The sequence below is a fragment of the Arthrobacter methylotrophus genome (genome assembly GCF_039539965.1).
Taxonomy (GTDB): Bacteria; Actinomycetota; Actinomycetes; order Actinomycetales; family Micrococcaceae; genus Arthrobacter; species Arthrobacter methylotrophus.
Genome location: NZ_BAABED010000001.1, coordinates 3,638,377 through 3,659,330, shown reverse-complemented (window position 1 = coordinate 3,659,330; position 20,954 = coordinate 3,638,377). Strand labels below are relative to the sequence as shown.

At 62.6% G+C, this 20,954-nt stretch carries 17 protein-coding genes and 2 pseudogenes; 9 read left to right on the top strand and 10 right to left on the bottom strand.

Annotation, left to right across the window (positions count from 1 at the left end; translation table 11 throughout):
• Complete coding sequence (locus tag ABD884_RS18935; RefSeq protein ID WP_345049600.1) at positions 1-1,131, bottom strand: zinc-binding dehydrogenase; 1,131 nt, start codon at positions 1,129-1,131, stop codon at positions 1-3.
• Between the two features lie 269 nt (positions 1,132-1,400).
• Between ABD884_RS18935 and ABD884_RS18930 the strand changes: the two genes are divergently transcribed.
• The 7 genes from ABD884_RS18930 to ABD884_RS18900 all read left to right on the top strand — a co-directional run bounded on the left by ABD884_RS18930 (position 1,401) and on the right by ABD884_RS18900 (position 10,208).
• Positions 1,401-2,720: an MFS transporter gene (locus tag ABD884_RS18930; RefSeq protein WP_345049596.1), complete on the top strand. Its 1,320-nt coding sequence runs from the start codon at positions 1,401-1,403 to the stop codon at positions 2,718-2,720.
• Between the two features lie 54 nt (positions 2,721-2,774).
• Positions 2,775-4,265: an aldehyde dehydrogenase family protein gene (locus tag ABD884_RS18925; RefSeq protein WP_345049592.1), complete on the top strand. Its 1,491-nt coding sequence runs from the start codon at positions 2,775-2,777 to the stop codon at positions 4,263-4,265.
• A 20-nt stretch (positions 4,266-4,285) separates the two neighbouring features.
• Positions 4,286-5,086 carry an N-acyl homoserine lactonase family protein gene (locus ABD884_RS18920; protein WP_345049587.1) on the top strand — a complete coding sequence of 267 codons (801 nt, stop codon included), beginning with the start codon at positions 4,286-4,288 and terminating at the stop codon, positions 5,084-5,086.
• A 30-nt stretch (positions 5,087-5,116) separates the two neighbouring features.
• Entirely contained in the window at positions 5,117-6,247 is a 1,131-nt protein-coding gene (locus ABD884_RS18915; protein ID WP_345049583.1) for a zinc-binding dehydrogenase, read from the top strand.
• Between the two features lie 45 nt (positions 6,248-6,292).
• Positions 6,293-7,738 (top strand): aldehyde dehydrogenase family protein, encoded by a 1,446-nt coding sequence (locus ABD884_RS18910; protein WP_345049579.1) that lies wholly within the window; start codon positions 6,293-6,295, stop codon positions 7,736-7,738.
• Positions 7,739-7,850: 112 nt separating this feature from the next.
• Positions 7,851-8,684, top strand: a complete 834-nt coding sequence (locus ABD884_RS18905; RefSeq protein WP_345049575.1) for an SDR family oxidoreductase — start codon at positions 7,851-7,853, stop codon at positions 8,682-8,684.
• A gap of 255 nt (positions 8,685-8,939) precedes the next feature.
• Positions 8,940-10,208, top strand: coding sequence for an MFS transporter (locus ABD884_RS18900; RefSeq protein ID WP_345049571.1), 1,269 nt, complete (start codon positions 8,940-8,942; stop codon positions 10,206-10,208).
• 146 nt (positions 10,209-10,354) lie between these two features.
• Here ABD884_RS18900 and ABD884_RS18895 read toward each other — a convergent pair whose 3' ends face one another.
• The 9 genes and pseudogenes from ABD884_RS18895 to ABD884_RS18855 form a co-directional block, all read right to left on the bottom strand.
• The gene (locus ABD884_RS18895) at positions 10,355-10,651 is read right to left on the bottom strand and encodes a hypothetical protein (protein WP_345049568.1); all 297 of its coding nucleotides are present in this window, start codon (positions 10,649-10,651) and stop codon (positions 10,355-10,357) included.
• Between the two features lie 108 nt (positions 10,652-10,759).
• Complete coding sequence (gene panB, locus ABD884_RS18890) at positions 10,760-11,668, bottom strand: 3-methyl-2-oxobutanoate hydroxymethyltransferase (RefSeq protein WP_345055070.1); 909 nt, start codon at positions 11,666-11,668, stop codon at positions 10,760-10,762.
• 78 nt (positions 11,669-11,746) lie between these two features.
• Positions 11,747-12,079, bottom strand: a pseudogene (gene panD / locus ABD884_RS18885) (aspartate 1-decarboxylase); the annotation flags it as partial.
• Between the two features lie 162 nt (positions 12,080-12,241).
• Complete coding sequence (locus ABD884_RS18880) at positions 12,242-13,672, bottom strand: MFS transporter (protein ID WP_345049565.1); 1,431 nt, start codon at positions 13,670-13,672, stop codon at positions 12,242-12,244.
• A complete protein-coding gene (locus tag ABD884_RS18875; RefSeq protein WP_345049563.1) occupies positions 13,669-14,088 on the bottom strand; it encodes a MarR family winged helix-turn-helix transcriptional regulator in 420 nt (139 codons plus the stop codon). The genes ABD884_RS18880 and ABD884_RS18875 overlap by 4 nt, the downstream gene beginning before the upstream one ends.
• A gap of 169 nt (positions 14,089-14,257) precedes the next feature.
• Positions 14,258-15,412, bottom strand: coding sequence for a bifunctional 2-methylcitrate synthase/citrate synthase (locus ABD884_RS18870; protein WP_345049558.1), 1,155 nt, complete (start codon positions 15,410-15,412; stop codon positions 14,258-14,260).
• A gap of 38 nt (positions 15,413-15,450) precedes the next feature.
• The gene (prpB, locus tag ABD884_RS18865; RefSeq protein ID WP_345049556.1) at positions 15,451-16,356 is read right to left on the bottom strand and encodes a methylisocitrate lyase; all 906 of its coding nucleotides are present in this window, start codon (positions 16,354-16,356) and stop codon (positions 15,451-15,453) included.
• The gene (locus tag ABD884_RS18860) at positions 16,357-17,874 is read right to left on the bottom strand and encodes an MmgE/PrpD family protein (RefSeq protein WP_345049554.1); all 1,518 of its coding nucleotides are present in this window, start codon (positions 17,872-17,874) and stop codon (positions 16,357-16,359) included.
• An 11-nt stretch (positions 17,875-17,885) separates the two neighbouring features.
• On the bottom strand, positions 17,886-18,530 hold the full coding sequence (locus ABD884_RS18855) for a GntR family transcriptional regulator (RefSeq protein ID WP_345049549.1): 645 nt from the start codon (positions 18,528-18,530) through the stop codon (positions 17,886-17,888).
• Between the two features lie 184 nt (positions 18,531-18,714).
• Between ABD884_RS18855 and ABD884_RS18850 the strand changes: the two genes are divergently transcribed.
• Together ABD884_RS18850 and ABD884_RS18845 are read left to right on the top strand one after the other, a co-directional pair.
• Positions 18,715-20,616, top strand: a complete 1,902-nt coding sequence (locus ABD884_RS18850) for a propionyl-CoA synthetase (protein ID WP_345055065.1) — start codon at positions 18,715-18,717, stop codon at positions 20,614-20,616.
• Positions 20,617-20,726: 110 nt separating this feature from the next.
• A pseudogene (locus tag ABD884_RS18845) lies at positions 20,727-20,925 on the top strand (DNA-processing protein DprA); the annotation flags it as partial.
• Between the last annotated feature and the right edge of the window lie 29 nt (positions 20,926-20,954).

Genomic DNA, 20,954 nt, shown 5'->3' with positions numbered 1-20,954 from the left:
TCAGCCATTCGGATGCAGCACCTGACGAACAACGCCTCCACCGTGCAATTGATCGAGGGCCGAGTTAAGGCCGTCGAAGCCGATTGCTGAGGTCATGAGCCTTTCCACCGGCATCTTGCCTTCCTGATAGAAGCGCAGGAAGCGCGGGATGTCGCGTTCCCCGATCCCGCTGCCCATGAGTGAGCCGCGGATGACTTTTTCCTCGGACACCAGCTGGGCATGGGGGTATTCGAACATGTCGCCTGTCGCGCCGAGCCCGATGCAGATGATCTCCCCGCCCTTGCGGGTCATCGCGATTGACGACAGCATCGCCTGCCGGTTGCCTGAGAACTCGAAGACGTAGTCAACCCCGCCTGAGGTAAGGTCCCGGACTTTTTCCACGGCGTCAGGCGCCTGTCCGAGGAAACTGTGCGTGCAGCCCAGCTCGTGGGCCAGCGGGAACTTGGAGGCCAGGATGTCGATACCGATGATGGTGCTTGCGCCGGCGATCTTCGCAGCCATGACGGCGTTCAGGCCTACACCGCCGAGGCCGATGACGACGATGCTCGACCCGGGGCGCACGTCCGCGGCGTTGAAGACTGCGCCGGCACCGGTAACGACGGCGCAGCCAAAGAGTGCGGCGACGTCGAACGGGACATCCTGGTCGATCTTGACGAGGGAACTGGGCACAGTTACCGCATACTCGGCGAAGCAGGAGATGCCGCTGTAATGGTAAATGGGGGAATTGTTGCGGCTCAGCCGCACGAAGCCGTTCGGCAGCATGCCTTGGTACCGGCTGGTGCCGATGTTGTCACAGAGGCCCGGCCTCCCTCCCACGCAGTAAGCACACGCGCCACAGCCCCCGGCCACGGTCATGACAACATGGTCACCGGCGGCCAGGTGACGGATGCCCGCGCCTACTTCCCGCACAATTCCTGCCCCCTCGTGTCCACCGACTACTGGCAGCGTTCGTTTGCGGAGTCCTCCCACCACGGAAAGGTCGGAATGGCACAGCCCGGCAGCCCGGACTTCTACGAGCACTTCGCCCTCTCCGGGTCCCTGAAGTTCCACCTCATCGATCTGGAAAGGCTGGCTTTCGGCGTAAGGGGCTCTAAGGCCCTGCTCATACATAACGGCCGCTGTCATCTTCATCGTTGAATCCCACCTAAGACTGCATGGTCCAGCAACAGCGTGATCTTCGCTGATCCGGTATGCGATTTCAATATATTATATTCACATTGCCCTATTTTTGGGCTGGTGACAAGTCTCACAAAAGTTGTTGACTCTGTAATCTAGATCATAGAGAATATATTCATTCGGTCGCCGTTGATCTGATCACCCAGATGTAGACCCGGCGTTCCCTCGAGTCTCGTCAGAAGGGTATTCATATGGATGTCGTGTCGGCAGTTGCGAAGAGTCGCATGAGTAGGACCCAGTACCTCGTTATATTCGGCGGTTTGCTTTGCAACATGATTGACGGGTATGACCTCTCCGTCATTGGGTTCGCCTTGCCCCATTTGCCGGTGGGCTTCGCCTCACCAGTCATGAAGGGGTGGATCGTGAGCATGGGCCTCATCGGCATGGCCGTCGGCGCCATCGTTTTGTCACCACTGGCGGATCGCTATGGACGCCGCCTCTTCATCATTGGCGGTGTGGCACTGAATCTTGTCGCGATTTGCGCGACGGCCCTAGTGAGTAACGCCGAAGGCATGCTTGTGGGCCGCTTCTTTACCGGAGTTGCTGTCGGGGTCCTATCCTCGTTGAGTATCGTTCTGGCTCAGGAGTATGCATCCGCAGGAAAGCGAAACCTGGCAACAGGATTCGTGACCATTGGATTCTCGGTCGGCAGTGTGGTGGGCGGAATTGTAGGCCTTTCCCTCGTCAACGCCTACGGGGGAGCATGGCAGGTCTTCTTCGTCTTCGGAGGCGTGCTGACGGCAATCGTGTTGATCTACACAGTCTTTTTCATGCCTGAGTCACTCTCCTTCCTTGTGGCCCAGCGGACGACTAAGTCCCGGACCCAAATTGCAAAGATCTCCAAGTCCATGGGACTGACGGACGTCAACCCCGAGGCTGTGCTTCCTCCGGAGAGGGAAGGAACCCGCGACGGAAAGAAGGGCTCCCTCCTGGACAAACAGTTCCGAACCCGGACGTTGCTCTTGTGGATCGGCTACACGGTAGTCAATGCCGCCTACTACTTTGTCGCCACGTGGACCCCGCAGCTGATCACGAACAGCAGTGGAAGCACCGCGACCGGAACCACAGCGGGGACCGTCCTTAGCCTCGGCAGCGTCGTGGGGGCGATCGCTTTTGGCATCATCGGCATGAAGGTACTCTCCACCAAGCTGGCCTGGATCTCGCTTGTCGTCGCCATGGCTGCTCAAATCGTCTTTGCCCTCACTATGGAGGGTGGGCTTGCACTGGCGTTGGCTGGCATCCTGGGTGTGGCAGCATTCGCCTCGCTAACGTCATACGTTTCCTCGGCCCCGCAGCTCTACCCGATTCTCCTTCGAGGCAAAGGACTCGGGTCGATGTATGGCATCAGCCGCATCGGCTCGATTGCCGCCCCGATCCTCGCCGGTTACGCCGTTGCTTTCATGAGCGCCGAGAACATGTATCTTTGCGCATCGCTCTTGTTCGGAATCTCGGGGTGCGTCGCGTTCGTGCTCTGGCGTTTGACGAGCTCTCATTTCACCGCAGAGCGTGCAGCCCTCGCCGAGCCAGCAGACACACTGGTCTAAGGCACACCAGCCCCGGTGCCGCCGGCCGGCGGGTCATCGGCACCATCCCTTCGATTGCTAGGAGTCGTCATCAATACCAAGGTTTCCCTGCATTCGGCGCAGTCAGTCCACGTTGAGCAGGAGCTCAGCCTCAGGATCGGCGGTACCTTCGAACGAGGTCGAGGCCCGGCATTCCCGGTCCTGAATCCCGCGACCGAGCAGACCATCGCGGAGGTGCAATCGGCCGATCTAGAGCAGGTCGAACGGGCCGTCGCCGCGGCACGGGCCGGCCTGGACCGAAAGGAGATGGGGAGTGCGGAGGAACGGTCGGCCGCTCTGACCCGTCTGGCCGACGTCATTGAGTCCCATGCCGATGAGATTCTCGCCGTCTCGGTCAACGAGGTCGGAACTCCCGTGTCGACCGCACGGAACCTGCACGTCGATACACCTCTTCGTGCCCTGCGGTGGCTGGCCCAGGGGACGTTGACCGATCGGACGGAATACCTAGGCAGGGATGACGGTCCGCCGGCGAGCAATTCGAAGGTAATCTACCGGCCGGTCGGCGTCGTCGCGGGCATCGCGGCGTATAACTACCCGCTTCTATTCGCCGTGATCAAAGTGGGTGCCGCGTTCGCCGCCGGCTGTCCGAGCGTGTTGCTTTCCTCGCCCAATGCGCCCCTTGGGATCTTGAACTTCGGCCGATTCGTGGAGGAAGCCGGCTGGCCGGCGTCGTCCGTGAGCGTGCTGGCCGGCGGAGTCGACGTCGCCCAGCACCTGATTAAACAGCCGGACGTTGCCAAGGTGACATTCACCGGTTCCGTGCCGGCAGGCAAGGCTGTCATGGCGACCGCCGCCGGTGGGCTGCGTGACGTGGTCCTGGAGTTGGGCGGCAAGTCTGCGGCAATCGTGCTTCCATCGGCGGATGCAGCATCCGTCGTCGGACCGATCCACTCGCGCTACTTGCGCAATGCCGGACAAGGGTGCGCTTCGCCGACCCGGATCCTGGTCCACGAATCTGCCCTCGAGACGTTTCTCCAGCACAGCCGCGACTACTTCAGTTCGGTCGCTGTGGGAGACCCGTGGGACACGCAGACTCTCGTCGGCCCGGTCATCAGCGAGCGGCACCGCCAAACGGTGCAGGGCTACATCGACTCTGCAGTGGCCGACGGCGGAGTGGTGCTGGCCCGCGGGCATAAGCCCGCGGGCCCAGGCTGGTGGGTCCAGCCGACACTCCTTGGAGGATTGGGCAACGACGCCCGTGTCAACCAGGAGGAGATCTTTGGCCCTGTTGCCACAGTCATGACATACAGCACCGTTGAAGAGGCCGTCGCCATCGCCAACGACTCCACGTTCGGCTTGCACGCCACAGTGTGGGGGCCCCTCGAGGAAGCAATGGACGTTGCGTATCGCCTGGACGTCGGCCAGGTTTCCATCAACGGCGGGGGCGCGAAGCGGCCCGACGCGCCCAACGGGGGTTGGAAGAACAGCGGGATCGGCCGTGAGTTCGGCGAAGCCGGGATCCGCGAATTCCTTGAGGCAGTTCACATTCAATGGCCTGTGCCGTGACGAACGCAGAAAGGTCCACCATGTCTGCACCAGAGTACTCGGTGCATGCCCTTCGCTACGCCCAGAGCGTGGGCAAACGGTCTTCATTCTTCTACCGTTACGACCTTTCAAAGCAAGCTGATGCCGAGCAACATATCGATTGGTACTTCTGGTTGCTTCAAGGCGGAGGTAAGACTGTGCTTGTTGACTGTGGCTACAACGAGGAACGGGGTGCACGGAAGGGGCGGTACCAGGGTACGGCCCCGCTGGAATTGTTGTCCCGGGCTGGAGTGCGGGCCGCAGACGTTGACCACGTCGTCGTTTCCCACATGCATTATGACCACGTCGGCAACATCGGCCTCTTCCCGAACGCGACGTTCTCCATGGCCCGTTCCGAGTTTGAATGGATGCAGGGACCATACGCCAACAGGTTTCCCACCTGCTGGACCGTCGAGCCCGAGGAGCGGGAGATGATGCAGAACCTCAACCGCGAGGGAAGGGTCACCTTAGTCGACGACCGAACGGAGGTGCTTCCCGGGATTGCGGTATCCCTCGTTGGCGGCCACACACCGGGGCAGACCTTGACCGAAGTCACCTCAACCGCAGGCCAGATTGTGCTCGCCTCCGACGCCGCCCACCTCTACGAAGAGTTCGAAACGGACCGGGCCTTCAACATGTTCCACAACCTGGAAGACATGTACGGAGCATACGAGCGGTTGCGGGACCTGAACGATCGGCCCAAGACGATTGTCATTCCCGGCCACGATCCGCGTGTCGGCAGGCGCTATGCCCAGGTGGAAGCTGACTGCTTCGACCTCACCCACCAAGTCACCGATGACTGAGCACAAACAGTAGTAGAAAGAGCCAGAACCATGAGCGCATCTCTTGACGTGCCAACAACCAGCCGTGCAGCCGTAGTGACCGCCTTTAACGAGCCCCTTGAAATTCGGGAGATTACCGTCCCCGAGCTGGAGGCCGGGGCGGTCCTAGTCGAGATTGAGGCGGCCACAGTGTGTGGGAGCGACGTTCATCTTTGGGACGGGTCCTTGTCGGCCATCCGGCCCCTTGAGCTACCGATCATCCCCGGCCATGAAATGGCCGGGCGGATCGTCTCGTTCGGTTCGAACGGGATAACCGACATCATGGGGGTACCGCTCGAACTCGGTGACCGGATCCTCTTCACCCAAGGCCGATGCGGCAACTGCTACCACTGCACGGTGGCGGGCCAACCCAATCTCTGCGCCAACCGGAAGAACTATGGAACGAACTGTGAGAGCTTCCCCTACCTGGTCGGGGGATTCGCGGAGCACTGCTACGTGTACCCGACCTCCCGGAAGATCAAGGTCCCGGACAACGTGAAGCCGGAGTGGGCCGCCGCCGCCAGCTGTGCGCTGCGCACGGTGATCACAGCCTTCGACCGGCTCGGCCCGCTGGAGCCATGGCAGTCCGTGGTCATCCAGGGAGCCGGGCCCCTTGGCTTGTTCGCCACCGCCATGGCATCTCATCTGGGTGCCGCGCGCATCATAGTGATCGGCGACCCGGCCGACCGCCTTGACCTCGCCAAGGCATGGGGCGCCACGGACGTAGTCGCGGTGTCCGGCCACCCGGACCCCGCGGCCCGGGTCGAGGCGATCAGGGAACTGACCGGAGGCCCCGGCAGTGAGGTCGTCATGGAATTCTCGGGGGCGCGTACGGCGTTCACTGAGGGGCTGGATATGGTGCGCCGCGGCGGACGGTTCCTCGTAGCGGGCCAAGTCGGCCCGCAGACGGTGGAGTTCCAGCCGACCGCAATCACCCGCGGACACATCAGCGTCATCGGGTCGTTCTCAGCGTCCGAGGCCGAGTACTGGCGGGCATTGCATTTCATGAGTGTCACTCAGGACCGGTTCGACTACGACCGGATGCTGTCGAATCGTTACGGACTCGAAGGGGTCACTGACGCGCTTCGCGGGATGCAGGGTCTCAGCGAGATCAAGCCAGTGATCATCCCCGGCATCAAGTAAGCAGCAGCACGAACGACGGTCGCTGAGCGTCTCAAGGAGGAAACAATGGTAAATGAAGACCGTGTCACATCGGTGGCACCCGTGCTCGCGCGAAGTCTTGTCGGCGGATCGTGGTGCGGCGAAGGCGCCCAGATCGACATCCGGGACCCGTACCGCGGCGCTGTGGTGGGGCGTATGTGCGTGTCCACCCCCGCCGAGCTGTCCGGGGCCCTGGCCGCCGCGAAGGCAGCGAGTGCCGTCATGGCTGCCATGCCGGGATACGAACGAGCGGCGATGCTGCAGCGCATCGCCGACTCAGTGGCGGCGAACGCCGAGGAAATCGCCCGGATCATGGCATTGGAAACGGGCAAGGCGATCGCTGACTGCCGAACCGAGGCCGCCCGCGCACCCGCTACCCTGCGGTTGTGCGCGGAGGAAGCCGTCCGGATCCAGGGTGAGCATGTGCCCCTAGACGGATCAGCCGTCGGGGCCGGCAAGATTGCCATGGTCATGCGTTTCCCCGTGGGCGTCGTGGCCGCGATCACGCCCTTCAACGCACCGGTCAACCTTGCGGCGCATAAACTCGGCCCCGCTTTGGCTGCCGGAAACGCCATCATTCTTAAACCCTCACCAAAAGCGCCACTGAGCACGCAGAAGTTCATCGAGGCGGTCCTGGACGCGGGCATCCCGGAAGGCGCGGTGAACGTGCTTCACGGTGACGACATCGCACCGGCCCTTGTGACCGACCCGAACGTTGACCTGGTCAGCTTCACCGGTTCGATTCCCGTTGGCAAGAAGATCCGCAGCAGCATCGGCCTCAAGCCGGTCGTGCTCGAGTTGGGAGGCGTCGGTCCCACGTTTGTCCACCACGATGCCGATCTCGTCGCGGCGGCCAAGGCCTCAGCCCGTAATGCGATGCAACTGGCAGGGCAAAGCTGCGCTTCGGTGCAGAACATCTACATGCACTCAGGGGTACGGGAGGAGTTCACCGAGATGCTGTTGCACGAGGTCGACTCCATTCGATTCGGAGACCCCCTCGATGTGGCCACGGAGGTGGGAACCCTTATCGACGAAGCGGCGGCTGTCCGGGTCATGGGGATGGTCGAACGGGCGGTCGACGCCGGAGCGCAACTTCTGCGCGGCGGGAGCCGCACAGGCGCGCAGGTTTCTGCCACGATCCTTAGCGACGTCCATCCCTCGATGGATGTAGCTTCCCAGGAAGTCTTCGGTCCGACGGTGACGCTGCAGCAATACCAGGAAATTGAGCCCATCTTCCGAAAGATCAGCGAGAGTCCGTTCGGACTGCAGTGCGGCATCTACACCAACTCACTGGACCTCTCGCTGGCGGCCATCCGCTCGCTCCGAACCGGCGGGGTCATCGTCAACGGCACGTCCCGGTGGCGCTCGGACCAGATGCCGTACGGCGGCGTGAAGGACAGCGGTGCCGGTCGTGAGGGACCGAAGTTCGCAATGCGTGACATGACCGAAGAACGCTTCTTCGTTTTCAATTGACGGCCGGAGACGGGGCGATCTGGCTCGTGAAGCGGCACAAGCTCACCAAGCAATAGACCACCCAACGAAAGGAATGCACGTGGACCGCCACGGCAGGACGAGGAACTCGACGATGCCAACCCGCGCACTGGCTGGGAAAACGATAGTCATGTCGGGCGGCAGCCGCGGTATCGGTCAAGCGATCGCTCTTCGCGCTGCAGCCGACGGCGCCAATATCGTGCTCATCGCCAAGACAACGGAACCCCATCCCGGCCTGACAGGGACAATCCATACCGCGGCCGCCGCCATAGAAGCCGCCGGAGGCAGGGCACTCGCGTTCCCCGGAGATATCCGCTCCGATACGGATATCGCTGATGCCGTCGAAGCGGCAATTGAAACCTTCGGCGGCATTGATATCTGTGTAAACAACGCCAGTGTGCTGAACCTGGCGTCGACGCTTGAACTCGACCCCAAGCGGTACGACCTCATGCAAGACGTCAACGTCCGTGGCACGTTTCAGCTAAGCCGGGCGTGCCTGCCCCACCTGCTCAAGGCTGACAACCCGCATGTGCTGAGTCTAAGTCCGCCCCTCAACCTCACTCCTCGCTGGCTCGGCGCCCATCCCGCCTACACCCTGGCGAAATTTGGGATGACGATCGCAACGCTGGGAGTGGCCGCCGAGTTTGCCGGCGGCGGCGTGGCCGCCAATTGCCTGTGGCCAAGAACGTTAATCGCCACAGACGCGGTGTCGAACCTGATGGGTGGCACAGAAGCGGTGCCGCGTGCCCGCAGCCCGAAGATCATGGCGGACGCGGCTCACGCCATATTCAGCTCCGAGTCATGGACACGCACCGGTGCAACCCTAATCGACGAAGATGTCCTGCGCGTCGGAGGAACTGTCGACTTTTCTATCTATTCTGACCCCGCCCATGAGGGAGATCTCGAGTTAGATCTTTTTGTGGATTGACATTCTCGTGATGGCAAAGAAGGAATCAGAACTTATGGGGAGCTTCCAACTCAAAGTGGGATGTCTTTATTCTGGAAATCTGGCCGCAGGATCGTGGGCTGGCGGACGCAGCGGCAGCTGGGAGCAGATAGCGGATGTTCAACCGGCGATCCCCGCGGTCGACCTGGGAATTATGCGCACGGCCTCCTGGATACCAAATGAGCCCAGCGGGGACGTCATTTTGCCTGGACACCTGATGCGGGAGTTGAGCGCCAGGTGAGAGCCACCTTCCGGGCCTTGGGTATCCGCAACTACCGTCTGTGGGTTGTCGGTGCCCTCGTGTCCAACGTCGGCACCTGGATGCAGCGCGTGGCGCAGGACTGGCTGGTTCTGACCGTGCTCACAGACCATTCCGGCACATCAGTCGGCATTGCCACCGCCCTGCAGTTCCTGCCCATCTTATTCCTGGGTCCCTACGCCGGCGTACTGGCTGACCGGCATAGCAAGCGAACCATGCTGCTGTGGACACAGACCGCGATGGGCCTCTTCGCGGTGGTACTGGGACTTCTCGTCGTAACAGGATCCGCACAGCTGTGGCAGGTTTATGCTGCGGCGCTTGCACTGGGCGTAGCCAGCTCGTTTGATGTTACCGCGCGGCAGGCCTTCGTCTCAGACGTCGTAGGACCGGCTAACCTGGCGAACGCCGTCGCCCTTAATTCGGCGTCATTCAATCTCGCCCGGCTTGGCGGCCCCGGTATTGCGGGCCTGCTCATTGCGTGGATCGGCACGGGACCGGTTTTCCTGCTGAACGCGGCAAGCTTTGCTGCCGTCTTGCTGTCGCTACTCCGAATGCGTACCGCGGAATTGTTCCCGATGCAGCCGACGCCCCATGGCAATCACCAGATAGCGGAGGGATTCCGATATGTACGCGAACGTCCGGACCTAATGCTGATATTCATCTTGACGGGGGTGGTGGGGACCTTCGGCATGAACTTCCAAGTCACCAATGCACTCATGGCAACCGCCGTGTTCGGGCAGGGCCCGGGGAAATACGGTCTCCTGGGTTCCATCATGGCAGTCGGCACATTGGCCGGTGCCCTGCTAGCCGCTGGCAGACAGGGGCCCCGCCTGCGTTTTCTGCTGGGTGGGGCCATCGGGCTCGGGGTCTTCTCACTCGTCGCCAGCGTGATGCCATACTACTGGCTTTATGCGGGGTCGCTTGTCCTCGTCGGCCTGGCGTTAATGACGTTCATGAACAGCTCCATGACGAGTATCCAGCTTTCGGTGGAACCACAATTCCGAGGCCGGGTTTTGTCCCTGTACCTGGCCGTCATGCAGGGCGGAACCGCCGTTGGGGGACCAGTGGTCGGCTGGGTTGGCACAGAGTTCGGCGGGCGGTGGTCAGTCGCTGTCAGCGGAATCGCCGTGTTGCTGGCTGCGTTGTGTGCGGTGGTTCTCGTCAGCCGTCAACGCAGACGATTTCTGCGGGACCTCGCGCAGCAGGATGGAGAAACAAGCCCCGGAAGTATGAAGGTCAAGCCCTGAAGTGAACGTCCCCATCCAGAATTACCGTGTAGTTGGCTGCCTCCGATCAACACTGCTTAGATGAGGACTGGCAGTAACTTAGGATGCGGGTTGGACGATGTCGGCAGGGTCATGGAAATGTCTTCCAACGTGCCCCGCGAATCTGTTCAGCGGCAGTCGGTGTCATTCCCGCCGGGAACTTCGCGCCCTTCCGATCTTGGCCTTGGTCTGGAGCGCGGGTAGCGGCTCGTCCAGACCTCAAACCCGGATGCGACATCAATGAATTTCCGCTGAAACGCTCCCTCCGACGCGAGCCAGAGGCCAGACGCATCGGGCAGGGCGTCGTCTACTAGCCCAATCCGATACAACTCTCCATTGAGCCAAACCACGACGATCTCGCCGACGAGCGACTGCCATTGATCTGTACGGTGCATTCTGCCACTACCGACAGGCGCGGATTCCATTTGCTTCCAATCATGTTCAGGGCGATGCACGCACTTCGAACGTGGCCAAGGCGTACGTAAAACTCAGAGATGGTGCGTTGGGCTCCTCGCCTCCTGCCACCGGAACGGTTAAAAGGAGTGCTCGGGGCCAGGGAACTGCCCTGACCGGACCTCATCGCCGTAGGCCTTGGCGGCGCTTGCCAATACTGTTCGAAGATCCGCATACTGTTTGACAAATTTCGCCATCTTTCCGCTGCGCAGACCGGCCATGTCCTGCCACACCAGAACCTGCCCGGTGGTTGCATTTCCCGCGCCAATGCCGATGGTGGGAACCGGGACGGCGGCGTCGACGGCTGCTGCAGTGGTGGTCGGCACCATTTCCATGAGAATGCAGAAGGCCCCCGCATCTGCCAGGACCTTGGCGTCGTCGATCAGCCGCTGGGCGTCGTCTCCCCGTCCCTGGACCCGGTAGCCGCCAATGGCATGTTCGCTTTGCGGGGTGAAACCAATGTGGGCCATGACCGGGATACCGGCCTGGACCATTGCCTGGACGGTTTCGGCATAAAACCTGCCGCCCTCGATTTTGACCGCGTGAGCGTAACCCTCTTTGAGGAACCGGACACCTGTGGCCACCGCCTGTTGGGCGGAAACTTCGTAACTACCAAAGGGCAGGTCGGCCACCACAAGGGCGCGCCTTGCCGAACGTGCAACTGCCCGGCAAAGGGGGAGCATTTCATCCACGGTGACAGGGAGACTGGTTTCATTTCCAAGCACATTGTTGGAAGCCGAGTCGCCAACGAGTAGTACCTCGATGCCCGCCTGGTCGAAAATCTCCGCGGCGTTTTGTTCGTAAGCCGTCAGCATGGCGAAATGCTCCCCGTTGTCCTTCGCCTGCTGCAGGTGCTGGGTGCGTATCCTGCCCGTCGGTTTCCTTGCGGCATCCGATGCCGCAGGAGCAGCTCCGGAGGGGCCATTTCCATAGGGGGCTGGAATTTCGGTGGTGGTGCCTGAGCTGACGTTGAACGTGTCATGCCGCAGCGAGGGGGTGTCGTTCACTGCCAAGGGCGGGCGCAGCAGTCCGGGGGTGATGCCTTCGGCTGCGTCGTTGCCTAACTGGACGATCCTGTTGAGGTGGTCCACGTGGACCACTTTGGGTTTGTAGGCCCTGGCTTCGTCTGTGGTCATGTCCTCATAGGCGATGAGGATGACAATGTCGTTCTCATGGACCAGGTGGGCTGCTGCGCCGTTGATACCGATGACGCCGGAACCCCGATCGCCGGCAATGGTATAGGTTTCCAAGCGGGCACCGTTGGTGACATCCACAATGGCGACAAGCTCGCCGGGCAGGATCTCGGCAGCCTCCAGCAGGTCCAAGTCCACCGTGACCGAGCCGACGTAGTGCAAGTCGGCATGAGTGGCGGTGCCCCGATGGATTTTAGACTTGAACATTCTGCGAGACATGTGGATCTCCTGGGGTCCGGCGGGGCGGTCAGGAAAGGCGAACGGCCCGTACTATATATAAAATATATAGTAACACTAATGACTTGCGGACGTCGATTAACTGCCTAAAGACCGGTCTTGAGGGAAGAGCAGCTGACCGGATCTGGCAGGCTACCGGGTGCCAGCTGATTGCTGGTCTGGCTGGCTGCCCTGGGCGTGGCCGGAAGGTTTGGTCAGCGTGCGGACGAGCAATGCGACAAACACCGCCATGCAGAGGATTGCGCCGATACCGAGCGTCAAGCTGATCCCGGCGCCATCCGGGTGAAGGTCCGGACTCATATGCGCAGCGAGGACGGCACCCGAAACAGCAGTCCCGAAGGAACTTCCCACAGTGCGCAGGACTTGGTTAAAGCTGACCGAACTGCCCAACTCGGCGGTGGCCACACTTCGGGCGATCAGGGCCGGCATGGCAGCGTAGCTGGTTCCCATACCGAAACCGAAAACCAGCATGCCGATCAAGATTTCCCAGAGTCGCGTGTGGGCCGTCCAGAGCAGTATCCCGGATGCCGTCATCATGCCTGCGCCGATTGGAAGAAGCGTCGCGAGGCGTATTCGACGCGCGAGGCGACGGACCAGCCGGTTGGCCCCGAAACTTCCCACAGACAACGGGAACATGACGAATCCGGCCCAGAAGACGGGCAGTGCGATGCCGTATCCGGTGGAAACGGGAGCCTGGGCCACCAGGCTGGAGATCGAAAGGCCGATGTACATTGCGGCTCCCAAGCCGGCGGCCGTGGCGTTGGCGAGCAGGACTTCCCCGTGCCGGAGCACCCGTAGGTTGATCAGGGGATGCTGCGTCCGCAGTTCTGCCATGACCCAGACGGTCAGGATGAATACCGCGATGATGAACGTACCGATGGTCCATGGGGAGCCCCAGCCCCATGCTGGTCCTTCGCTGACGGCGAGGAGAAGCGCGCCCAGGCCGAGGCCGAGCAGGCTTGCGCCCGCGTAATCGAAGGGCGTTCTTGGGGCGCGATCGTCGGGGCCCGCTGGAACAAGGCGGAAGACTACAACCATTGCGGTCAGGACGAATAGCGCGGCAAACCAGAACGCGAATTGGAAATGGAAGAGGCCGGCAATGATCCCCGTCAGCGGGTAGCCGATCCCTATCCCTGTTGATACGGTCACCGACAAGCTCGAAATGGAAAACTGCACCCTTTCCGCGGCGACATAGCGACGGGCGAGGGCGATCGTTACCGGGACGATACCGTAGCTCAAGCCCTGGAGGGCCCGTCCGATCAGGAATACGGTGAAGTTTGGCGCCACGGCGGCAATGATGGATCCCAGCAGGATGATCGCCAACGACACGAGGAGGAGCCGCTTCTTGTGTGGTCCGTCGCTGAGCCGGCCCATGACCGGGGTGGCGATAGCCCCCACCAGGAGGTTGAGGGTGAGCATCCATTGGGCCGTGCTGACTGAGACCCCCATCTCGTGGGAGACGGAAGGTACCAGGAGCATGCCTAGCGAGCTAACAATCGCCGTAGAGAGTGCCGCGTAGACCAGGGCCGGGATCAAGCGCGGGCCTGCGGCCGACCCACTCACGTGAGGGTCTCCGATCCAAGTTTCTGCAGGACCGGGATGGCAGCCTCAAGAGTTGTCCGCTCCTGGGGTGTCAGCTTCTCGTTGATTGCCCGGGCCAGCCACTCGCGTCCCGACGACGATTCTTGGAGCAACCTCTGCCGTCCCGCTTCCGTGAGTTCGATCCAGATGCGGCGCCGGTCCTCGCTGTCCGGGATCTTCACGACGAGCCCCAATCGGTCAAGCTCCCGGACGGCGAGCGAAATCCCCTGGGGGCTGACATGACCGGCAGCGGCGAGTTCGGTGGTGGTCGCGCGCCCGTGTTCGGTCAAATGGCGCAGCACGCCGATCTTGCCGGGGGAGAGCGTTCGCTCCGTATTGAGTCTTCTCAAGAGGGGGTGCAGGGTCTCGAAGAAGGAGTGCGCCATCAGTTCGGTCATGGAATCAACTATACAAGCAACTTGATCAAGTTGCTTGACTATATTTCCATATGCCCGTCAAGGGGTCTGTCAAAGCGGTGGGGCGCCGAACGTTGCGATCATTGATAACCCCTGTGGTTATCTGGTGCCCCACCGCAGCCTTGGTTGCCGCGGGTAGCCGCTCGTGCAGTTACACCGTCCGCTGTTCGACGCCGTTGTATTCGCTCAGCGGGCGGATGAGGGAGTTTGAGGCGGCTTGTTCCATGATGTGGGCGGTCCAGCCGGTGATGCGGCTGGCGACGAACAGCGGGGTGAAGGTGGGGGTGTCGAATCCCATGAGGTGGTAGGTGGGTCCGGCGGGGTAGTCAAGGTTGGGTTTGATGGCTTTGGCTTCGTCCATGGCTTGTTCCAGGCCGTTGTAGAGGCCGAGGAGTTCGGGGCGTCCGTAGTGGGCGATCATTTTGTCCAGGGCGGCTTTCATGGTGGGTACCCTTGAGTCGCCGTGTTTGTAGACGCGGTGTCCGAAGCCCATGACTTTTTTCTTCTGGGCGAGGGCGTCTTCCATCCAAGTTTTTGCGCGTGCGGCGGCGTCTTCGAGGGATTCTTCGGTGCGGATGCCGATCTGGTCGAAGGTGTGCATGACGGCTTCGTTGGCGCCGCCGTGCAGGGGGCCTTTGAGGGCGCCGATGGCGCCGGTGACGGCGGAGTGCAGGTCCGAGAGGGTGGAGGTGATGACGCGGGCGGTGAAGGTCGAGGCGTTGAAGGAGTGCTCGGCGTAAAGGATCATGGAGACGTCGAAGGCTTCGACGACTTCGTCTACGGGTTCTTCGCCGAAGGTCATCCAGAGGAAGTTTGCGGAGTAGCCCAGGTCGTCCCGGGGTTCCACGGGTTCGATGGGGTGGCCCGCCGCGCGGCGGCGGCGTTGGTCGTATGCCACCACGGCCGGCATGGCGGCGAAGAGGTCCTTGGCTTTTGCCAGGTTGGCTTCGGGGGAGGAATCTCCTGCCAGGGGGTGCCGGGCTCCGAGCACTGACGCTGCCGTCCGGCACACGTCCATGGGGTGTCCGGTGGTCGGCAGAGTGTCGATAACCTGCTTGACCACGGCGTCAAGGGCGCGGCCGGCACGCTCGCGGGCTGTGAATTCTGCCAGTTGATCCTGGGTGGGTAGTTCGCCGTGCCAGAGCAGGTAGGCGACTTCTTCGAAGCTGCATTTGGCGGCGAGTTCCTGGACGGGGTATCCGCGATAGAGCAGTGAGTTGGTCTCGGGGTTGACCTTGGAGATCGCGGTGTAGTCGACCACGACGCCGGCCAGGCCCTTACGGATTTCGACGGTTGCGGTGTTCATGAGACTTCCTTGTGTGGGGTTGATGGACGCGTCACGGTCTAGTGGATTCCGGGTATCTGGAAGTTGAAAACGCCGGTATCGAAGTGGTTGTAGGCCTCGTAGTCCACGAGTTCGTAGAGGCGTGCACGGGTGAGCATGTTCTCCACTTGCGCCTCCTGCGTTCCGGCGGTCTTCAGGGTGTCCAGGGTGCGTTCCGCGGCACCCATGGCCATGCGGAGCAGGGTGACCGGGTAGATCACCATGTTGACGCCGACGCCCTGGAGCTGTTCCACGGTGAAGAGGTCGCTCTTGCCGAATTCGGTCATGTTGGCCAGGATCGGCACGTCCACCGCGTCCCGGATGGCTTGGAACTCGGACAGGTCGCGCATGGCTTCGGGGAAGATCGCGTCAGCCCCGGCGTCGACGAGTGCCCGGGCGCGTTCCTGGGCGGCTTCGATGCCGTCCACGGCGCGGATGTCGGTGCGTGCCATGATGAGGAAGTTCGGGTCCCGGCGGGAGTCGGCCGCGGCGCGGATGCGCTTGGCGGCGGTGTCGACGTCGACGACGTTCTTACCGTCCAGGTGCCCGCAGCGTTTCGGGTTGAACTGGTCCTCGATGTGGCAGCCGGCGAGTCCGGCGTTTTCCAGTTCCTGGATGGTGCGGGCGACGTTCATCGGTTCGCCGAAGCCGGTATCGGCGTCCACCAGGGACGGGAGTTCGGTCATCCGGGCGATCTGCCCGGCCCGGGTGGCCACCTCCGTCAGCGTGGTGAGGCCGATGTCCGGCAGGCCCAGGTCGTTGGCGAGGACGGCTCCGGAAATGTAGACGCCGGGGAAGCCCTTTTCCTCGATCAGGCGTGCCGAGAGCGGGTTGAATGCGCCCGGGAACTGTTGGATGGTCCCGGAGGCGAGCAGCTCGCGCAGGGCCAGGCGTTTTTGCTCCGGCGTGGTCTTTGAGTACAGCATTTAGAAGAGTCCCTTCGGTGCCGCGGCGAGGTCGATGACTCCGGGGGCGGCGGTGATGTTCAATTGGTCCAGTTCTCCCGGGCCGAGGTCCGGGAGGGATTCGGCGGCGGCGAGGAAGCGTTCGATCTCGGCTTCTTGCACCACGCCCGCGGCGAGGGTGCGGAACTTGTCGATGTACTGCTGGCGGGCGAACGGCCGGGCGCCGAGGGGGTGTGCGTCCGCGACGGCGATCGATTCGGTGATGACCGTTCCATCCGTGAGCGTGATGACAACGGTGCCGCCGAAGGCCTTTTCCGCGATGTCCAGGGAGTGGTAGCGGCGGGTCCATTCGGGGTCTTCGACGGTGGTGACCTTGTGCCAGAGTTCCACGGTGTCGGCACGTCCGGCACGTTCGGGGCTGTAGGAGTCCACGTGGTGCCAGGAGCCGTCCTGCAACGCGACGGTGAAGATGTACGGGATGGAGTGGTCCAGCGTCTCACGCGAAGCGGTGGGCGAGTATTTCTGGGGATCGTTGGCGCCGGAGCCGATCACGTAGTGCGTGTGGTGGCTCGTCTTGATCAGCACGGAGGCGACGTTGGCCGGGTCCGTGGCCTCGGGGTGCTCTTTGTGGAGTTTGCGGGCCAGGTCGATCCAGGCCTGGGCCTGGTATTCGGCGGAGTGTTCCTTGGTGTAGGTGTCCAGGATGGCGCGCTTGGGTTCCCCGGCTTCGGGCAGCGGGACCTCGTAGGAGGCGTCCGGGCCATCCAGCATCCAAGCGATCACGCCGTCTTCGCCTTCGTAGATCGGCACGGGAGAAGTCTGCCCGCGCATGGCACGGTCCGCGGACTCGACGGCCATTTTCCCGGCAAATGCGGGGGCGTGGGCCTTCCAGGTGGAAATTTCGCCTTTGCGGGACTGCCGGGTGGCGGTGGTGGTGTGCAGGGCCTGGCCGATCGACTGGAAGATGGTTTCGACGTCCAGGCCCAGGAGGGTGCCGATGCCGGCGGCGGCGGAGGGGCCAAGGTGCGCGACGTGGTCGATCTTGTGCTTGTGCAGGCAGATGGCCTTGACCAGGTTCACCTGAATCTCGTATCCGGTGGCGATGCCGCGGATCAGGTCTTTGCCGCTGGAGCCGACGTGCTGGGCGACGGCGAGGATCGGCGGGATGTTGTCGCCCGGGTGGGAGTATTCTGCGGCGAGGAAGGTGTCGTGGTAGTCCAGTTCACGCACGGCGACGCCGTTGGCCCAGGCGGCCCATTCGGGGGAGACCTTGTCGCTGATCCCGAAGACGGACGAGCCTTTGCCGTTGGTGGTCGGAGCGTGGGTCAGGGCCTGCGCCCGGGCCGCGATGATGGGGGCACGGTTCAGCGAGGCAACGGCGACGGCGGCATTGTCGATGATCCGGTTGATGATCATTTCCGCAACCAGGGGAGTCACCTCGACGGGATCGGCGGCGACGGTCGCGATCTTGTGCGCCAACTGATCCTGCCGGGCAAGGTTTTCTTCGCTCTTGTAGACGCGGACGTGGTTGTTCTTCACCGTGGTGCTCCTTATGAGTGAGGTGTATGGGTGGCTTTGACGTGGGAAAGACTGCGGTGCAGATGAAGGATAGTGGCCGCCTCGGCGAGCCGCGGATTGCCTGCCGCGATCGCTTCGGCGATCGCGGCGTGCTCGGCCGCGGCGGCGTTGAGGCGTTCGGCGTCGTCGGCAGCGAGGCGACGGACCCGCACCAGGTGCACGCGCAGACTGCGCAGGGCTTGGGCGAGATAGGAATTGGAGATGGCCTCATCGATCGCCTCATCCAAGCGGGCAACCAGGGCGTAGTAGGCATGCCGTGCGGGATCGCTGTCATTGAGTAGCTTGGGAGCCTCCAACAGCCTGGCGTGAAGCTCGCCGAACACGGCCCTTTCCCCGCGTTCGGCGGCCAGGGCCGCCGCCTTGACTTCCAGTGTTTCGCGCAGCTCGAATAGTTCGTCGATGTCCTCCAGCGAGATGTCGGTGACGACGACGCCGCGACCCCCTGCCGCCGTCGTGAGCCCTTCCGCATTGAGCCGGCCCAGCGCCTCCCGGACGGGGGTGCGCGACACCCCCAAACGCTCGGACTGCTCAACTTCCGCCAGCACCGTTCCCGGCAGAAGACGCCACTCCATGATGTCCTTACGGAGGGCCGCGTAGGCCCTGTCACTGGCACGCATGGACCTTTCCTTCATCCGTAAACATCCCTCAAACTTGATTAGTGTATACACAACAATGACATCATGCCGCAAGTGAGCGCAATAGCTGGCCAAGAATTGAATCCTTGTATACAAAGGTCTTGTTGTGGAGATGGGGAGCGACTACCATGTTGCTCATCACAACGTCGTGGACAAGGACTCACTCATGGACAACTCCGCCTACCGGAATGCCTACGAACGCAGCCTGACGCATGCACCGGATTTCTGGCTCGACGCCGCGAAAAAGGTCACGTGGTCCACGGCGCCGGAGCGGGCGCTGGACAGCGGCAACGCCCCGTTGTACCGCTGGTTCCCGGACGGCGTGCTTAACACTTCCTTCAACGCCCTGGACCGTCATGTCCTGGCGGGCCGTGGGGACCAGGACGCGCTCATCTACGACTCCGCAGTGCTCCACAGCCAGCGGCGGTATACGTACGCCGAGCTCACGGAACTCGTGGCAAAATTCGCCGGCGTCCTCAAGGGACAGGGCGTGGGCAAGGGAGACAGGGTGGTGATCTATATGCCTATGATCCCCGAAGCGGTGATCGCCATGCTGGCAACCGCGCGGCTCGGCGCCGTCCACTCGGTGGTTTTCGGTGGGTTCGCCCCGAAGGAACTTGCTGCCCGCATCCGGGACGCCGAGCCCGCAGTAGTGGTCACTTCGTCCGGCGGCATCGAGCCGTCCCGCCGGGTGGAATACCTGCCCGCCGTAGCGGAGGCCCTGGAACTGGCAGGGGTTCCGGATCTGCGCGTAGTGGTTAAGGACCGCGACGGCTTCAAAGCCACCGCAGCGGACTTCCACGGTTGGCTGGACTGGGACGACGAGATGGCCGCGGCCTCACCTGCGGCCCCCGTAGACGTCAACTCCACGGATCCGCTCTACATTCTGTATACGTCCGGCACCACCGGAATTCCCAAGGGGGTTGTCCGGGATAACGGTGGGCACGCGGTCGCACTTTCGTGGACGATGGAAAACATCTACGACATTGGCCCCGGTGATGTTCTCTGGACCGCCTCCGACGTCGGGTGGGTGGTGGGGCACTCCTACATCACCTACGGGCCGCTTCTGGCGGGCGCCACCACCGTCCTGTACGAGGGCAAGCCCGTGGGCACTCCCGACGCCGGGGCGTTCTGGCGCGTTATCGAGGACCACAAGGTCAACGTTCTGTTCACGGCGCCCACCGCTCTGCGCGCGATCCGCAAGGCCGACCCCGGGGCGGAGCTGCTGGCCGATTACGACATATCCAGTTTGAAGACCCTCTTCGTGGCCGGTGAGCGGCTGGACACGGACACCTACCACTGGGCCGACCAAGCGCTGGACGTTCCCGTGGTGGACCACTGGTGGCAGACCGAGACAGGTTGGGCCATCTGCGCCAACCCGAGGGGCCTGGACGCCCTTCCCATCAAGCCGGGCTCACCCTCCGTGCCGATGCCAGGGTTCAACCTCAGCATTGTGGACGGCAACGGAGACGCGGTGGAGCCTGGCGAGGAAGGCAACATCGTCCTGCGCCTTCCTTTGCCGCCTGGAACCCTCACCACGCTGTGGGGAGACGATGCCCGATACATTTCCTCATACCTTGAAGCCTTCAAGGGCTGCTATGCCACTGGCGATTCCGGGTACCAAGACGCCGACGGTTACGTCTTCGTGATGGGTCGCACCGACGACGTCATCAACGTGGCCGGCCACAGGTTGTCAACCGGATCCATGGAGCAGGTTCTCGGGCAACACCCGGCCGTGGCGGAATGCGCCGTCATCGGCGTCGCCGACCCCTTGAAGGGCCAACGCGCCAGCGGCTACGTCGTCTTGAAATCCGGTGTCCATATGGACGAAGGCAAGCTCGCGCAGGAGCTGATCGCTATGGTCCGCAGAGACATCGGGCCCGTCGCCGATTTCAAGAACGTCAAGGTGGTGGACGCGCTGCCCAAAACGCGGTCGGGAAAGATCCTCCGCAAGACGATGCGCCAACTTGTCGACGGCGAAGAATATGTCACCCCCTCGACCATCGAGGACCCCGAAGTTCTGGAGCGGCTCGTCGCGGTTCTTCGTCCCACCAGCGCGGCGGACTGAGTCGGTCAGACAGGAGCGTCCTCGCGACAACGTCTGACGGATCCGGAAGGCCGGCAATAATTCGAGCGCTTGGACCCTTCGTTGCGGCCGCGATCCGCGCCAACGGTCCGACGCTCTCGGAGCTGCCTCCCGGAACCGACCCGGCCCGGTACAGGTTCCTGCAAAGGAACCGCATCATTGCAGCCCTGGCCGGGGTCACCTGTGTGGTGGAAGCGCGCTGGCGGTCCGGCGCTGAACACGGCCCATCACGCCGAAACCATCGCCCGGCACGTCGCCGCCGTCCCTGGCAGTGTCCACAGCGCCAACTCGTTGTGGTCACCGACGCGGGCGGCTGTTGG

Bases quoted from the DNA above. Each gene is read 5' to 3' on its own strand.
- ABD884_RS18920 (WP_345049587.1), top strand. From the start codon at position 4,286: ATGTCTGCACCAGAGTACTCGGTGCATGCCCTTCGCTACGCCCAGAGC.
- ABD884_RS18855 (WP_345049549.1), bottom strand. From the start codon at position 18,530: ATGCGTGCCAGTGACAGGGCCTACGCGGCCCTCCGTAAGGACATCATG.
- ABD884_RS18875 (WP_345049563.1), bottom strand. From the start codon at position 14,088: ATGACCGAACTGATGGCGCACTCCTTCTTCGAGACCCTGCACCCCCTC.
- ABD884_RS18850 (WP_345055065.1), top strand. From the start codon at position 18,715: ATGGACAACTCCGCCTACCGGAATGCCTACGAACGCAGCCTGACGCAT.
- prpB (WP_345049556.1), bottom strand. From the start codon at position 16,356: ATGCTGTACTCAAAGACCACGCCGGAGCAAAAACGCCTGGCCCTGCGC.
- ABD884_RS18870 (WP_345049558.1), bottom strand. From the start codon at position 15,412: ATGAACACCGCAACCGTCGAAATCCGTAAGGGCCTGGCCGGCGTCGTG.
- ABD884_RS18935 (WP_345049600.1), bottom strand. From the start codon at position 1,131: ATGAAGATGACAGCGGCCGTTATGTATGAGCAGGGCCTTAGAGCCCCT.
- ABD884_RS18905 (WP_345049575.1), top strand. From the start codon at position 7,851: ATGCCAACCCGCGCACTGGCTGGGAAAACGATAGTCATGTCGGGCGGC.
- ABD884_RS18930 (WP_345049596.1), top strand. From the start codon at position 1,401: ATGAGTAGGACCCAGTACCTCGTTATATTCGGCGGTTTGCTTTGCAAC.
- ABD884_RS18910 (WP_345049579.1), top strand. From the start codon at position 6,293: ATGGTAAATGAAGACCGTGTCACATCGGTGGCACCCGTGCTCGCGCGA.
- ABD884_RS18915 (WP_345049583.1), top strand. From the start codon at position 5,117: ATGAGCGCATCTCTTGACGTGCCAACAACCAGCCGTGCAGCCGTAGTG.
- ABD884_RS18895 (WP_345049568.1), bottom strand. From the start codon at position 10,651: ATGGAATCCGCGCCTGTCGGTAGTGGCAGAATGCACCGTACAGATCAA.